General features: G+C 71.8%; 10 protein-coding genes. 6 read left to right on the forward strand and 4 right to left on the reverse strand.

From position 1 onward, the window contains the following. Positions 1 to 674: 674 nt before the first annotated feature. Complete coding sequence (gene pcrA, locus ACH4YL_RS28775; protein ID WP_398510346.1) at positions 675 to 3,110, forward strand: DNA helicase PcrA; 2,436 nt, start codon at positions 675 to 677, stop codon at positions 3,108 to 3,110. Between the two features lie 12 nt (positions 3,111 to 3,122). Here pcrA and ACH4YL_RS28780 read toward each other — a convergent pair whose 3' ends face one another. Together ACH4YL_RS28780 and ACH4YL_RS28785 are read right to left on the reverse strand one after the other, a co-directional pair. After that, positions 3,123 to 4,733, reverse strand: coding sequence for a M23 family metallopeptidase (locus ACH4YL_RS28780; protein WP_398510347.1), 1,611 nt, complete (start codon positions 4,731 to 4,733; stop codon positions 3,123 to 3,125). A 257-nt stretch (positions 4,734 to 4,990) separates the two neighbouring features. Beyond that, positions 4,991 to 5,881, reverse strand: a complete 891-nt coding sequence (locus ACH4YL_RS28785) for a lipase family alpha/beta hydrolase (protein WP_398510348.1) — start codon at positions 5,879 to 5,881, stop codon at positions 4,991 to 4,993. A gap of 417 nt (positions 5,882 to 6,298) precedes the next feature. On the opposite strand from ACH4YL_RS28785, the gene ACH4YL_RS28790 reads away from it, so the two are divergent. Continuing rightward, positions 6,299 to 6,712 carry a cobalamin B12-binding domain-containing protein gene (locus ACH4YL_RS28790; protein ID WP_398510349.1) on the forward strand — a complete coding sequence of 138 codons (414 nt, stop codon included), beginning with the start codon at positions 6,299 to 6,301 and terminating at the stop codon, positions 6,710 to 6,712. 266 nt (positions 6,713 to 6,978) lie between these two features. Here the strand turns inward: ACH4YL_RS28790 and ACH4YL_RS28795 are convergent, their stop codons facing one another. Next, a complete protein-coding gene (locus ACH4YL_RS28795) occupies positions 6,979 to 8,595 on the reverse strand; it encodes a DUF5691 domain-containing protein (RefSeq protein WP_398510350.1) in 1,617 nt (538 codons plus the stop codon). 22 nt (positions 8,596 to 8,617) lie between these two features. Next, positions 8,618 to 10,000 carry an SWIM zinc finger family protein gene (locus ACH4YL_RS28800; protein ID WP_398510351.1) on the reverse strand — a complete coding sequence of 461 codons (1,383 nt, stop codon included), beginning with the start codon at positions 9,998 to 10,000 and terminating at the stop codon, positions 8,618 to 8,620. Positions 10,001 to 10,134: 134 nt separating this feature from the next. Between ACH4YL_RS28800 and ACH4YL_RS28805 the strand changes: the two genes are divergently transcribed. From ACH4YL_RS28805 to ACH4YL_RS28820, 4 genes are all read left to right on the forward strand, one after another. Next, entirely contained in the window at positions 10,135 to 10,545 is a 411-nt protein-coding gene (locus tag ACH4YL_RS28805; RefSeq protein ID WP_398510352.1) for an MmpS family transport accessory protein, read from the forward strand. A 110-nt stretch (positions 10,546 to 10,655) separates the two neighbouring features. Beyond that, entirely contained in the window at positions 10,656 to 11,768 is a 1,113-nt protein-coding gene (locus ACH4YL_RS28810) for an AAA family ATPase (protein ID WP_398510353.1), read from the forward strand. Then, positions 11,765 to 14,317, forward strand: coding sequence for a DUF5682 family protein (locus ACH4YL_RS28815; RefSeq protein ID WP_398510354.1), 2,553 nt, complete (start codon positions 11,765 to 11,767; stop codon positions 14,315 to 14,317). The genes ACH4YL_RS28810 and ACH4YL_RS28815 overlap by 4 nt, the downstream gene beginning before the upstream one ends. Continuing rightward, positions 14,314 to 15,489 carry a VWA domain-containing protein gene (locus ACH4YL_RS28820; protein ID WP_398510355.1) on the forward strand — a complete coding sequence of 392 codons (1,176 nt, stop codon included), beginning with the start codon at positions 14,314 to 14,316 and terminating at the stop codon, positions 15,487 to 15,489. The genes ACH4YL_RS28815 and ACH4YL_RS28820 overlap by 4 nt, the downstream gene beginning before the upstream one ends. Positions 15,490 to 15,501 lie beyond the last annotated feature (12 nt).

Genomic DNA, 15,501 nt, shown 5'->3' on the forward strand with positions numbered 1-15,501 from the left:
CGTACGCATATGCGTCTGCTTCGGTCACCTACGGACGCACCGCGATCGCCCTGCGCCGCGAACCCGCCACGCGGGGTGTGCGCGGGGTGTTGTATCCCACAACGCGCCTGCGGCCGGCGGTCGGGCGGGTTGCCCCTGCGGTGCGCGCGCGGCGTGGAGGTGAGGGCTTCGCCCAACCCTCAGTCCGCATGGGGCGGCGCCTGCCGCCCGGGGGGCGGGGGCGTCAGCCCCCCCCGACCCTGTCCGATGGGTCGTTTCGTGGCGCGAGCTCGCCGCCTGGGGGGCTTCGCCCGCCAACCGGCGGGCACGGGGCGGCGCGAAGCTGCCGACAGCGCCCGACGACCCTCTTCGGAGGGGGCTGGGTTCGGCCCGCATCAACCCTGTTCGGCGGGCGGTCCTTGTGGCGCGCTCGCTGCCCAATCCCCTACGCCCGGGGCGGCGCGAAGCTGCCACCCGGGCGGGATGCGGGGGCGTCAGCCCCGTCGACCCTCCGCGGAGGGGGCTGGGGGCCGAGCCCCCAGTTTCGCGAAGGGGCGGGGAGGGGATCACGCCCGCCGCCAGGCGCGCGCCGGGGTGGGGCCCACCAGCCCCGGGGGACCGCGGGGGACCGGCACCCGTGGCATATCCGAATGCGGCCGCGAGCTGTCAGTGCCGCCGCCTAGACTCGTAGAGCGATGAGCAGCCTCTTTGACGACCACTTCCTGGCGGACCTCCAGCCCACCTCGGAGCACACTCCGCCGCCGCCCGAGGACCCGTCCCCGGAGGAGGTCCCGGACGATCTCTTCCAGGGGAAGTTCGACCTGCCCCCGGCCCGGGATCCGTACCACCGCGACGGCGCCCCGCGCACCGTCGTGGACCCCGCCGCCCTTCTGGAAGGGCTGAACGAACAGCAGCGCGCCGCCGTCGTGCACATCGGCTCGCCGCTGCTCATCGTCGCCGGGGCCGGGTCCGGCAAGACCCGTGTGCTGACGCACCGGATCGCGCATCTGCTGGGGACCCGCAGCGTCCACCCCGGTCAGATACTGGCCATCACCTTCACGAACAAGGCCGCCGGCGAGATGAAGGAGCGCGTCGAGCAGCTGGTCGGTCCGCGCGCCAACGCCATGTGGGTGATGACCTTCCACAGCGCGTGCGTCCGGATTCTGCGCCGGGAGTCCAAGAGGCTCGGCTTCACCTCGTCGTTCTCGATCTACGACGCCGCCGATTCGAAGCGCCTGATGGCCCTGGTCTGCCGCGACCTCGATCTCGACCCCAAGAAGTTCCCGCCGAAGTCCTTCAGCGCCAAGATCTCGAATCTGAAGAACGAGCTGATCGACGAGGAGACCTTCGCCGACCAGGCCGCCGACGGTTTCGAGAAGACGCTCGCCGAGGCGTACCGGATGTACCAGTCGCGGCTGCGCGAGGCCAACGCCCTGGACTTCGACGACATCATCATGACCACCGTCCATCTGCTCCAGGCGTTCCCTGACGTCGCCGAGCACTACCAGCGGCGCTTCCGGCACGTTCTGGTGGACGAGTACCAGGACACCAATCACGCTCAGTACACGCTCGTACGCGAGCTGGTGGGCGCCGGCCAGGAGGACCTGCCGCCGGCCGAGCTGTGCGTCGTCGGCGACGCCGACCAGTCGATCTACGCCTTCCGCGGCGCGACCATCCGGAACATCCTCCGGTTCGAGGAGGACTATCCGGACGCGACGACGATCCTGCTGGAGCAGAACTACCGCTCGACGCAGACGATCCTCTCCGCCGCCAACGCCGTCATCGAGCGCAACGAGAGCCGCCGTCCCAAGAACCTGTGGACGAACGCCGGAGCCGGCGCGCAGATCACCGGCTATGTCGCGGACACCGAGCACGACGAGGCGCAGTTCGTCGCCGACGAGATCGACCGGCTCACGGACGCGGGCGACGCGAAGGCCGGCGATGTCGCGGTCTTCTACCGTACGAACGCCCAGTCCCGTGTCTTCGAAGAGATCCTGATCCGCGTCGGCCTGCCGTACAAGGTCGTCGGCGGAGTGCGCTTCTACGAGCGCAAGGAGGTCCGCGATGTGCTGGCCTACCTGCGCGTCCTCGCCAACCCCGAGGACAATGTCCCGCTGCGCCGGATCCTCAACGTCCCCAAGCGCGGCATCGGCGACCGCGCGGAGGCGATGATCGACGCGCTCGCGCTGCGCGAGAAGATCACCTTCCCGCAGGCGCTGCGCCGCGTGGACGAGGCGTACGGCATGGCGGCCCGCTCGGCGAATGCCGTCAAGCGGTTCAACGTGCTGATGGAGGAGCTGCGTACGGTCGTCGAGTCCGGCGCCGGACCGGCCACCGTCCTGGAGGCCGTCCTGGAGCGCACCGGTTATCTCGCCGAGCTGCAGGCCTCGACCGACCCGCAGGACGAGACCCGTATCGAGAACCTTCAGGAACTGGCGGCCGTGGCGCTCGAGTTCGAGCAGGACCGCGCCGAGGAGGAGGGCACGGGCACGCTCGCCGAGTTCCTGGAGAAGGTCGCGCTGGTCGCCGACTCCGACCAGATCCCCGACGAGGACGAGGACGGCTCCGGTGTCATCACGCTGATGACGCTGCACACCGCCAAGGGCCTCGAGTTCCCGGTGGTGTTCCTGACCGGCATGGAGGACGGCGTCTTCCCGCACATGCGCGCGCTCGGCCAGGCGAAGGAGCTGGAGGAGGAGCGCCGGCTGGCGTATGTCGGCATCACACGCGCCCGCGAGCGGCTGTATCTGACGCGTTCGTCGATGCGCAGCGCCTGGGGCCAGCCGTCGTACAACCCGCCGTCGCGGTTCCTGGAGGAGATCCCGGGCCAGCACCTGGAGTGGAAGCGCACCGGCCCGATGGCCGCGCCGGCGGGCCCGACTTCGGGCATCACGTCGTCGCTCTCGTCCTCGCGCTCGCGCGGCGGCTCGTCGGGCTTCGCCACTCGGCGTACGAGCGACAAGCCGGTGATCTCGCTGGTGGTGGGCGACCGGGTCACGCACGACCAGTTCGGTCTGGGGACCGTGGTGGAAGTGACGGGGTCGGGCGCGGACGCGCAGGCGACGATCGACTTCGGCGACACCAAGCCGAAGCGGCTGCTGCTGAGGTACGCGCCGGTCGAGAAGCTCTGACCGCCGGCTGGGTTACGTCGGCTCGAGGCCGTGGCTGCGGAGCCACGGCAGCGGGTCGATCGCCGAGCCGCCGCCGGGCCGGACCTCGAAGTGGAGGTGCGGTCCGGTGGAGTTGCCCGAGTTGCCGGAGTACGCGATGACATCGCCGGCCTTGACGGAGCCGGACCGGATCTTGGTGCTGCTCAGATGGCAGTACCAGGTCTCGGTGCCGTCGGCCGCGGTCACGATCGCCATGTTGCCGTAGGCGCCGTTGTACTGCGTACGGATGGTGCCGTCGGTCGCGGCCATCACCTCGGTGCCGTACGACACCGGGAAGTCGATGCCCGTGTGCAGGGACATCCAGTTGACGCCGGCCTGGCCGTAGTAAGCGCTGAGGCCGTTCTGCTTCACCGGCAGCGCGAACTTGGGGCGCAGCCGCTCGCGACGCTCGGCCTCTTCCTTCTTCCGCTGCTTCTCCGCTTCCTGGCGCGCCTTGAGATCGATGCGTTCCTGGGTGCGGGAGGCGCGGTCGCCGAAGTCACGGGCGTCGGCGCTGAGCGCGGCGAGCTGTGTGTCCATCTTGTTGTTGGCGGCGATCGGCTTCACGGACGACGGGTCGGCGGCGGCGACCGCGTCGTCCTTGGTGTCACTGCTGCCGAGGCTGCCCACGGAGGCGGCGGCGATGCCGGCGACGCCCATCACGCAGGCGGAGGGTACGGCGACGGTGAGAAGGGCGGAACGCTTCGCCGGAGTGCGGCGGCGGCCGCGGCTGCCGCCGGAGCGGCGGACGGGGCGAGGGGTGACGGGCGTGGCGGCGGTGAGGGGTTCGAGCTCGGCCTCGGGCTCGGGCTCGGGCTCCGCGTCGTACTCGTCGTACTCGGCGGCCTCGAACTCCGGCTCGGTCCCGGCCTCGTGTCCGGTCTCGTGTCCGGTCTCGGTCTCCGTCGCGAACTGCTCGTGCTGTTCGTAGTGCTCGTGCTGTTCGTACTGCGCGAACTGTTCCTGCTGGTCGAGCTGCTCCGGCTGGCCGGGCTGTTCATGCGCCGGCTGTTCGTGCGGCTCGAACTGCTCGTACTGGTACTCCGTCGTCCCGTAGGCCGGAGTCCCGTGAGCGGGCGTCCCGTAGTCGGGCGTCGCCTCGGCGCCGAACTCGTGCTCAGGCGTGAACTGTTGCGGTACGACGGCTTCCGTGCCCGCGTTCCACGCGGTGGCGTCGTACGTACCGGTCTCGAAGACGGGCGCCGCCCACTGACCGGTGGTGTCGTACGAGAAGGCCGCGGCAGCGGTCTCGTACTGGCCGGTCTGCGTGGACTGGTTCCACGCCGAGGCGTCCCACTGGCCGGTCGTGTCGTACTGCACGGCGGCGGCGTCGTACTGGCCGCTCGTGTCGTACTGCTGGAACTGCTCCGCCTGGTACTGCTCCGTCTGCTGCGGGACCGCGTACGGGTCGTAACCGGCGGTCTGCTGCGGAACGTGGTGAGCGACCTGCTGGGAGCCGGTGTCCCACCCAGTGGAGTCGTACTGACCGCTGTAGCCCGCCTCATAGCTCCCGGGGAGCGCACCGAAGAGCGGGTCGGTGTCGAAGCTGCCGGAGGGATAGCCGTCGTATCCGACGTACCCGGCGTGGGCGTGCTGGTCGTTCACCAACTTCTCTCTCGCCTCGGCAGCAGGACCTGGGTTCTGGGGCCATGGAGCGCAGGGGTCCCAGAGGGAAAGCAGTGGCGCGACTGTACCCGGCGGTATGCGACGGCGACAATCTTCCGCAGGTTTTGGGCAATCAGGAAAGGGGCATTCGGCCGTCTTTCGGGGGACTGCGGGCACAGCTTTGGCCCTACGTTCGAAAACCGTTCGACAATCTGGTACTCGTCACGGAGCGGAATCGGGCGCGAATCAGGAGCGAATCAGGCGACGGAGACCGCTCCGGAAGCGCCCGCCGCGGAGTCGCTCGACTCGAGTGCCTGCCGGATGCCGGTGGCTACCGCGGGATGGACGGGCAGTGCGAGATGGCCGATTCCGCTGACCTGTACGTTCTGCGCCAGAAGGTCCGGATGGTCGATGCAGGCCGTCTCGACGGGGACCATCAGCTGGTCGAGATCGCTCCAGAAGCTGACGAAGCGGGTCCGGCAGCCGGGGGCGGGCTTGGTCAGCTCCTCGATCACCGACGAGCCGGGGCGCATCTGGCGAACGATCGGGTGCGCGCTCGCGAGCGGGGCGACGGTGGTGCCGGAGTGCGGCGTGCCGAGCGTGACCAGGGTCCGTACCCGCTGATCGCCGCCGAGGCACTGCGCGTAATAGCGGGCGATCAGGCCGCCGAGGCTGTGCCCGACGATATCGACCTCGCGATGGCCGGTGCGCGCGCAGATCTCCTCTATATGGCGGCCGAGCAGTTCGGCGGCCGTGCGGATGTCGCAGGTCAGCGGCGAGTAGTTGAGGCACTCGAGATGCCGTCGGCCGTGCTGGGCGAGGGAGCGGCGCAGCAGTACGAAGACGGAGCGGTTGTCGACGAAGCCGTGCAGGAGCACGACCGGCGGGTGGTCCTGGCCGGCGGTCGGCAGTGTCGCGGTGGCAGGCGCGTCCGGGTCCGGGGTGGGGGCGGGGATGCGGCCGGGGCGCTGCGGGCTGTGCGGGCGCTCTGGCGTGAGGCCGGAGGGGTAGAGCAGCAGATGCCCGGCGAGGATCGCCAGCTCGAGGGCGGTGGCACGCAGGAGCGCGGCCGATATTCGCAGGCTGCAGAGGTTGCGCAGGTGTCGCACGGGGTCCAGGAAGAAGGGAAAGAACGGCAGGGCCTTCATGGGCCGACCTCCGTACTGGCACGCTGGAGACCGCTCCGTCCCCCGTGTGCCCTCATGGGGCTGCCACGTCAGGTCCTGTGTCTCCGGCCCCGAGGTGAGCCCGCGGTGGGCCCGGTGGGTCAAGACAACGGTGTCGTACCGCCGTGCCGCGCGGCTGACGGCACGGGGGTACGACCCTGAAGCGGCTCCCCTGCGACTTTCCCCGCGCCACAGTTGCGGCCGGTGTGCCGCGTGGTGCGGGGTTCGACGCATAGCGAACATGTCCCACGTGTGATTTCCCCCTCGCTGTCCACCGCGAAACGGCCGCTTGCGGGATGCTGTAGATAACGTGCGTTCACTTCGTTCGTTCACTTTCCCCGGGCCTTCCCGGCGCGGGACGCGTGCCCATGGCGGCGCAGTCGGTTTGTGGAGGCAGTGATGGGTGTGACCGGTCCGATCCGTGTGGTGGTGGCCAAGCCGGGGCTCGACGGCCATGACCGGGGCGCCAAGGTGATCGCGCGGGCGCTGCGCGACGCGGGCATGGAGGTCATCTACACCGGGCTCCACCAGACCCCCGAGCAGATCGTGTACACGGCGATCCAGGAGGACGCCGACGCGATCGGCCTCTCGATCCTCTCGGGCGCGCACAACACGCTCTTCGCGAAGGTGATCGAGCTCCTGAAGGAGCGCGACGCGGAGGACATCAAGGTCTTCGGCGGCGGCATCATCCCGGAGGCGGACATCGCGCCGCTGAAGGACCTGGGCGTGGCGGAGATCTTCACGCCGGGAGCGACGACGGCGTCCATCGTCTCGTGGGTGAACGAGCACGTCCGCACACCCGCGGAAGCCTGAGCCCGCTGTCGCGCGCGGGGCGGGTCTGTCCGTGCGGGCCCTGCTCCCGGGACTGCGGGTCCCTCGTCCGGCGCCGGCCCCGGGCCGCTGCGGGCTCGACACCTCGCCGTCGGCGGCATAGAGGCCCTGCATTGCGTACGCGGGTCTTGCCGCCGATCCTCAGCGGGGCCGGTCCCGCACGGCCCCGCTCCACCTGGAGAGGGCGGAGCCCGCAGTGGCTCTGGGCGGCGCGAAGCTGCCGCACCCCGCGACGGGGCCCGGCGGCGTCAGACCCCGAGTAGTTCCTGGCGCATCGCGGCGCGCAGGCGCAACGTCGATACCAGGCGCTGGAACGCCTCCGACCAGTAACCTCCCGCCCCCGGCGACGCCCCCTCCACCTCGTCCGGTGTCGCCGTCAGCAGCTCCAGGCGGCTCGCCTCCGTCGGGTCCAGGCAGCGTTCCGCCAGGCCCATCACTCCGCTGAAGCTCCACGGATAGCTGCCCGCGTCCCGCGCGATGTCGAGCGCGTCGACGACCGCCCGGCCGAGCGGCTCCGCCCACGGCACCGCGCAGACCCCGAGCAGCTGGAACGCCTCCGACAGGCCGTGCGCGGCTATGAAGTCCGCGACCCAGACCGCCCGTTCCGCCGCCGACAGCGTCGCGAGCAGCTTCGCCCGCTCGGCCAGCGACGACGTGCCGGGCCCGGTCTCCGGCGGGTTGCCCGGCGCGCCGAGCAGGGCGCGCGACCACTCCGCGTCCCGCTGGCGCACGGCTGCCCGGCACCACGCCGCGTGGAGTTCCTGGCCCCAGCCGTCGGCGACAGGCAGCGCGACGATCTCCCGGGCCGAACGCCCGCCGAGCCGCCCCGCCCAGGTGGCCAGCGGGGTGGCCTCCACCAACTGGCCCAGCCACCACGACCGTTCTCCCCGGCCCGTCGGCGGCGTCGGGACCACGCCGTCGCGCTGCATGGCCGCATCGCATTCGTGCGGCGCCTCCACCGCTATCGCCGCTCCCGACCCGTCTCCGCTCCGGTCCAGGCTCACGCATGAGGCCGCCCGCTCCGCCATCCGTCCGGCGAGCGCGGAGTGCGGCAGGGCGGAGAGGAGCTCGGCGGCGGTGGCGCGGACATTGCGGCTGCGGTCGGCCAGCGCCTGCTCCAGGAAGGGCTCGTCCGTTTCGGACAGCCCGGTGCGCAGCGAGTCCAGGAACATCAGCCGGTCCTCGGCACGCTCGGTCGTCCATGTCGCGGTCAGCAGCGCCAGCGCCCGGTCGGCGTCCTGCGCACGCACTGACGCCAGCAGCGCCACCCGCTCGGCGAACAGCCCCACCTCCCACAGCTGCTGGACCGCCGCGCAGTCGGCGGGATCCGGAAGCAGCGAACCGCCGCCGGACGCGCCGCGCAGTGCGAACTTCCAGTCCGGGTTGAGCCGGGCCAGCCACAGCCCGCGCGACCCGGCGAAGGCGAGGGCCTGCGGCCGCAGATCCGTACGCGCCCGGGCCGCGTCCAGCAACGCGGGGAGCAGGGACGGTGGCGACTGGTACCCGTGCTCGTTGGCCGCGGCGAGCCACTGGGGCAGAAGCTCCGTCAGATCGGGAGCCGTCCCGCGGCGGCCGCTGGAGGACGGCGCGGACCGGTCGGCCAGCAGCTGCGCCAGCCGGCGGCGGGCGGGCACGGGCAGCTCCGGGCGCCCGTCGTGCGGCGCGGGCTCCGGCCGCTCGGCCGCAGGTGCGGGCAGCAGGCCCGCTCGCCGCCGCACCGTATGGACCGCGGCAGCGTCCAGCAGCGCGGTCGGCCCGTCCTTGTCCCGGCTCATGACGGCGTCCGGCGGCGTGCGGCGGTCTGTGCCCAGAAGGGCGGACGAGACGAGCTCTTCCCACAGTGAGGTGCTGGTGATGCTGGTCATGGAGTCTCCGTACGCTCAGAGTTCAGACGAGAGGAACCGTCTCGGCCGCGTCGTCGGACCAGGCGGAGAGTGGCGTGATGCCCTCGTGGCCGCACTCTCCGAAGACGGTGACCGGGGCGCCGCCGGAGAGCGCCGCGAGCTTCCACAGGCCCGGGCGGCCGAGCGCGGCCGGTGCTACGGGCAGCGCGGACTCGCCGTCGGCGTCGGCCAGTTGCCATCCGTCGCCCGCCGGGACGGGTATCACGCCGGTCAGCGTCACCGGCCACGAATCCAGCCACGGGTCGTCGCGCAGCGCCCGCCCGTACGCGTCGAGCGCTTCCGCGACAGGCCCGCCCGGCGGTGGTGATCCGATCGGGGCCGGTGCGCCGAACTGCTCGCCCAGGTCCGCGCGGAGCTGACCCGCGCCGCCGTACGGCGTGAGCTCGGCGTCGATCACCATCCCGACCGGCAGCGCCAGTTGTGGCGAACGGCCCGCCGCGCCGAACGAGAGCAGCATCGCCGTGCGCCCCGACTTCCGTCCGTACATCCAGATACGGCGCGTGGTGATCTTGCCGTCGGAGGAGTCGTACTGCGCGAGGACCAGCCAGCCGTCACGGACGGCGGGGCCTTCTGCGGGCGCGGTGAGGCCGACCCTCGTACGGACCGTCGCCGCCAGCGGCTCCGGCAGCCGCTCCAGGCCCAGCCACGCCGCATCCAGCAGATGGATCAGCGCGCACTCCTCCATCAGCCGCACCGGCCAGCCCGGGCCGGAGCCCGGTATCGCGCCCAACTCCCGCACCCGGCCCGCGAGTCCCGGCGCCTGCGCGTCGACCATGCGGGCCGCCGTCTCCTCCCACAGCCCGTACCCGGACTGCTCGGCCGCCGCCAGTCCGCCGCGCAGCAGATCCGTCAGCCGCTGCTCCAGCTCCGTCGCCCCCGCGGTGATCCGCGCGGCCCGGCGCTCGGCCCGCCGCCTGGCAGCCTCGGGATCGGCGGCCTTCGCCGGCTGTCCCGCGCCCGCGTCGCTCTGCTCCTTGTCGGTGGCGCGCTTGCGCCGCCCCTCCAGCCACTCCTCGGCCCAGTCCGGGATGGCACGGACCTTCACGGCGTCCTCGTCCGCCGCCCAGAGCAGCAGCAGTCCCAGCGCGTGCTTGCACGGGAACTTCCGGCTCGGACAACTGCACTTGTACGCCGGCCCGGTGGTGTCCACGATCGTCTGATACGGCTTGCTGCCGCTGCCCTTGCACAGGCCCCACACGGCTCCCGCGCCGCTGCTGCCCGCGTCGGACCACGGCCCGGCCATGCCGAGTCTGTTTCCCGCCTTGCGTGACGCGTCGTCAGGAGCCAGTGCCAGCACCTGTTCCGACGTCCAGCGCACCCCCTGCGACGGGAGGTGCGGGGGTTCTCCCCCGTTGAGTTGCAGCATGTCGACGACGGTACGGGCCGCCACTGACAAAGGGCCCTGACCTGCCGATTCGCACGTTCGGCAACAGCTTGACGCTGCCCGTTCGTTGCGATTCGCTGCGGCTCACAGCCATGCGATCCGAGGGGGGATCCCAGATGAACCGCACCATCCGCAGCGCCGCCTGCGCGCTTGCCGCGGCCGGCCTCGCAATCGGCCTCACCGCCTGCGACGCGGCCGTCGACCAGGTCGACAAGGCCGTGAACGAGGCGTACGAGGTGACGTACGAGGTCACGGGCAAGGGCGTCGACTCGATCGACTTCCACGCCGGTGGCGGCACGGCGATGGAGCCGAAGATCGAGACCGTTCAGAAGCCCGCGCTGCCGTGGACGAAGACCGTGACGCTGAAAGGCATCATGCCGCCGGCCGTCATGCCGGTTGCGCTGGACGCCGCCGGCGCCGAGGTCACGTGCAAGATCACGTACAAGGGCAAGGTGATCAAGGAGGCGAAGGGGGAGGGTCTGGCGACCGCCGGCGGCTGCGTCGCGGTCTCGCCGATCGCCGAGTAACTCGGCTGCCCAGCCGCTGACTTCGGCTCCAGCCTGCGGAAACGGCCGATTGTCAGTGGCATGGTGCACGGTGGAACCCACATCCGGTAGATCGATCTGGAGGGGGATCCATGACCGCGCCCGAAAGCAGTGCAGACACCGGCGGCGAGGCCCTGCGGCCGCATGCCGAGGACGCCTTCGCCGACGAACTCAAGGCGCTGGCCGCGGCCGACGACCGGCCGCGGCCGGCCCGCTGGCGGCTCTCGCCGTGGGCCGTCGCGACCTATCTGCTCGGCGGCAGCCTGCCCGACGGCACGGTGATCACGCCGAAGTACGTGGGCCCGCGCCGGATCGTCGAGGTCGCCGTCACCACACTCGCCACCGACCGGGCGCTGCTGCTGCTCGGCGTGCCCGGCACAGCGAAGACCTGGGTGTCCGAGCATCTCGCCGCGGCGGTCAGCGGCGACTCGACGCTGCTCGTGCAAGGCACGGCGGGCACGCCCGAGGAGGCGATCCGCTACGGATGGAACTACGCGCAGCTGCTCGCCAACGGCCCGAGCCGTGACGCGCTGGTGCCCAGTCCCGTCATGCGCGCCATGTCCGACGGAATGACCGCGCGGGTCGAGGAGCTCACCCGTATCCCCGCGGATGTGCAGGACTCGCTGATCACGATCCTGTCCGAGAAGACGCTGCCGATTCCGGAGCTCGGGCAGGAGGTGCAGGCGGTCCGCGGGTTCAACCTCATCGCCACGGCCAATGACCGCGACCGCGGGGTGAACGACCTCTCCAGCGCGTTGCGTCGCCGGTTCAACACCGTTGTGCTGCCGCTGCCCGCGACGCCCGAGGCCGAGGTCGAGATCGTCTCGCGCCGGGTCGACCAGATCGGGCGCTCGCTCGATCTGCCGGCCGTGCCGGAGGGTCTTGAGGAGATCCGCCGGGTGGTCACGGTCTTCCGGGAGCTGCGGGACGGAGTCTCCGCGGACGGCCGCACCAAGCTCAAGTCCCCGTCGGGCACGCTCTCCACGGCCGAGGCGATCTCCGTGGTGACGGGTGGGCTGGCGCTCGCCGCGCACTTCGGCGACGGTGTGCTGCGGCCGGGCGACATGGCGGCCGGCATCCTCGGCGCGGTCGTACGGGACCCGGCGGCGGACCGGGTCATCTGGCAGGAGTACCTGGAGACGGTGGTCCGCGAGCGGGACGGCTGGAAGGACTTCTACCGCGCCTGCCGCGAGGTGAGCGCATGACCGGCCCGCTGCTGCTCGGTGTGCGCCACCACGGCCCGGGCTCGGCGCGGGCGGTGCGGGCGGCGCTGGACGCGGCCTTGCCCCGGGCGGTCCTGATCGAGGGCCCGCCGGAGGGCGACGCGCTGGTGGCCCTCGCGGCGGACGACCAGATGCGTCCGCCGGTGGCCCTGCTGGCGCATGCCGTGGACGACCCGGGCCGCGCGGCGTTCTGGCCACTGGCCGAGTTCTCGCCGGAGTGGGTGGCGATCCGCTGGGCGCTGGGGCGCGGGGTCCCGGTGCGCTTCATCGACCTCCCGGCCGCGCATTCGCTGGCGCTGGCGGCGGAGGAGGAGTCCGCGACGGCGGACCGGCCCGCGCCGGAGGCGCGCGATGAGGACGCGGGGGCGGCCGATCCTGAGTGGGACGCCGTGCCGGGCCCGGCGGCGGTCGCCGCGGATCCCGAGTGGGACGTCGTGCCCGGCGCGGTTGCGGTTGGCGCGGATCCTGAGTGGGACGTCGTGCCCGGCCCGGCGGCGGTTGCCGCGGATCCTGAGTGGGATGCCGTGCCTGAGGGCGCGAGGGGTCCGGCCGATGAGCGTGGGCTGCGGATCGATCCCATCGCCGTGCTCGCCGAGACCGCCGGGTACGACGATCCCGAGCGGTGGTGGGAGGACGTCGTCGAGCACCGGGGGAGCGGGGACGGCGAGAGCGATCCCCGGGCGCCGTTCGCCGCGGTCGGGGAGGCCATGGCCGCGCTGCGCGGGATGTATGGGCACGGGGGACACGATCGGGACCTCGCGCGGGAGGCCCATATGCGGATCCAACTGCGTGCCGCGCGCAAGGAGTTCGGGGACGAGGTCGCCGTCGTCTGCGGTGCCTGGCATGTGCCCGCTCTTCAGGAGAAGACGACGCTCGCCGCCGACAAGGCCCTCCTCAAGGGGCTGCCCAAGGTCAAGACGGAGATGACCTGGGTGCCGTGGACGCACCGAAGGCTCGCCCGGCACAGTGGCTACGGAGCGGGCATCGACTCGCCCGGCTGGTACGGACATCTCTTCCAGGTGCCCGACAGGCCCGTCGAGCGCTGGATGACCAAGGTCGCCGGACTGCTGCGGGACGAGGACCGGATCGTCTCGTCCGCGCATGTGATCGAGGCGGTACGGCTCGCCGAGACCCTCGCGGCCATGCGCGGACGGCCACTTGCAGGGCTGACCGAGACCACGGATGCCGTACGAGCGGTGATGTGCGACGGCTCCGACGTGCCGCTCGATCTGATCCGGGAGCGGCTGGTCGTCGGAGACGTCCTCGGGGAGGTGCCGGACGCAGCGCCGGCCGTGCCGCTGCAGCGTGACCTGAGCCGGCTGCAGCGCAGTCTGCGGCTCAAACCGGAGGCGCTGGAGCGGGAGCTGGAGCTCGATCTGCGCAAGGAGACCGACGCGGCCAAGAGCCGGCTGCTGCACCGGCTACGACTGCTCTCCGTCGGCTGGGGCGAGCCGGTGACGGGACGCGGCAGCACCGGCACGTTCCGGGAGAGCTGGCGGCTGCGCTGGGAGCCGGAGTTGTTCGTCAAGGTCGCGGAGGCCGGAGTGTGGGGGACCACCGTGCTCTCCGCCGCCACGGCCAGGGCGGAGCACGAGGCCGTGTCCGCGTCCGCCCTTGCCGAGGTCACCGCCCTGGCTGAGCGGTGTCTGCTGGCCGAACTGCCGGACGCACTCCCCGTCGTGATGCGCGCGCTCGCCGACCGCGCCGCGCTCGACGCGGACGTGGGCCATCTCGCCCAGGCCCTGCCCGCCCTGGCCCGCTCGCTGCGGTACGGGGATGTGCGGTCCACGGACACGGCCGCGCTCGCCGAGGTCGCGACCGGACTCGCCCACCGGATCTGCGTCGGCCTGCCGCCCGCCTGCACCGGGCTCGACGGGGACGGCGCGGCCGAGATGCGCGGCCATCTGGACGCGGTGCACACCGCGATCGGCCTGCTGCCGACGGCGGACGAGCTGAGTGCGCTCTGGGGTTCGGTACTGCACCGGCTCGCCGCCCGGGACAGCGTTCCCGGAGTCATACGCGGGCGGGCAGCGAGGCTCCTGCTGGACGACGGACGGCTCGAAGAGGACGAGGCCGCGCGGCTCATGAGCCTCGCCCTCTCGCTCGGCACGCCGCCCGCCGAAGCCGCCGCGTGGATCGAGGGCTTCGTCGGCGGCGCGGCCGGCGGCGGGATGCTCCTGGTCCATGACGAGCGGCTGCTCGGCCTGGTCGACGCCTGGCTGACGGGTGTGCCGGCGGACGCGTTCACCGACGTACTGCCGCTGCTGCGCCGCACGTTCTCGGCGTACGAGCCGGGAGTGCGGCGCACGCTCGGCGAGCTCGTCCGGCGCGGACCCGCGCCGGCCTCCGGTCCGATGCGGGCCGAGTCCACGGTGCCCGGTTTCGGCGCCGGTCTCGACGAGCAGCGCGCGGACGCGGTGCTGCCGGTGCTCCGGCTGCTCCTCGGAATCGACGACGGCACCAGCGACAGCGTCGACGACAGCATCGGCGACACCATCGACGACAACGACCTTGCGGGGGTGGCCCGATGAGCCCGACGACGGAGCGTTCCACGGACGACGAACGGCTGCGCCGCTGGCGGCTGGTGCTCGGCGGCGAGGCGGCCGACGGCACCGGCTGTTCGCTCGCCGGGACGGACGTGGCGATGGACGGGGCCCTGACCGCGCTCTACGGCGCCGACAAGGGGGCAGGCAACCGCGGCAACCGTTCGGCCGGTCTCGGCGCGTCCGCGCCCTCCGTGGCCCGCTGGCTCGGCGACATCCGTACGTACTTCCCCAGCTCCGTCGTCCAGGTCATGCAGCGCGACGCCATCGACCGGCTCGGGCTGTCCGCGCTGCTGCTGGAGCCGGAGATGCTGGAGGCCGTCGAGGCCGACGTCCATCTCGTCGGCACGCTGCTCTCGCTCAACAAGGCGATGCCCGAGACGACCAAGGAGACGGCCAGGGCCGTCGTACGGAAGGTCGTCGACGATCTGGAGAAGCGACTCGCCACCCGCACCAGGTCCACCCTCACCGGCGCGCTCGACCGTTCCGCGAGGATCAACCGCCCGCGTCACCGGGACATCGACTGGGACCGCACCATCCGGGCCAACCTCAAGAACTACCTGCCGGAGTTCAACACCGTCGTCCCCGAGCGCCTGGTCGGATACGGACGGGCGAGCCAGTCCGTGAAGAAGGATGTGGTGCTCTGCATCGACCAGTCGGGCTCGATGGCCGCCTCCGTCGTCTACGCCTCGGTCTTCGGCGCGGTCCTCGCCTCCATGCGGTCCATCGCCACCCGCCTCGTCGTCTTCGACACCGCGGTCGTCGATCTCACCGACCAGCTCGACGACCCGGTGGACGTCCTCTTCGGCACCCAGCTCGGTGGCGGCACCGACATCAACAGGGCGCTTGCGTACTGCCAGTCGCAGATCACCCGGCCCGCCGACACCGTCGTCGTGCTCATCAGCGACCTGTACGAAGGCGGCATACGGGACGAGATGCTGAAGCGGGTCGCCGCGATGAAGGCGTCGGGCGTGCAGTTCGTGGCGCTGCTCGCGCTCTCCGACGAAGGAACGCCGGCGTACGACCGCGAACACGCCGCCGCACTGGCGGCGCTGGGTGCCCCGGCCTTCGCCTGTACGCCGGATCTCTTCCCGGACGTAATGGCGGCGGCGATCGAGAAGCGGCCACTGCCCATACCGGACATGGTGACCCATCAGTAACAGGGGACTTGC

The sequence above is a fragment of the Streptomyces sp. NPDC020681 genome (assembly GCF_044334895.1).
Lineage (GTDB): Bacteria > Actinomycetota > Actinomycetes > Streptomycetales > Streptomycetaceae > Streptomyces.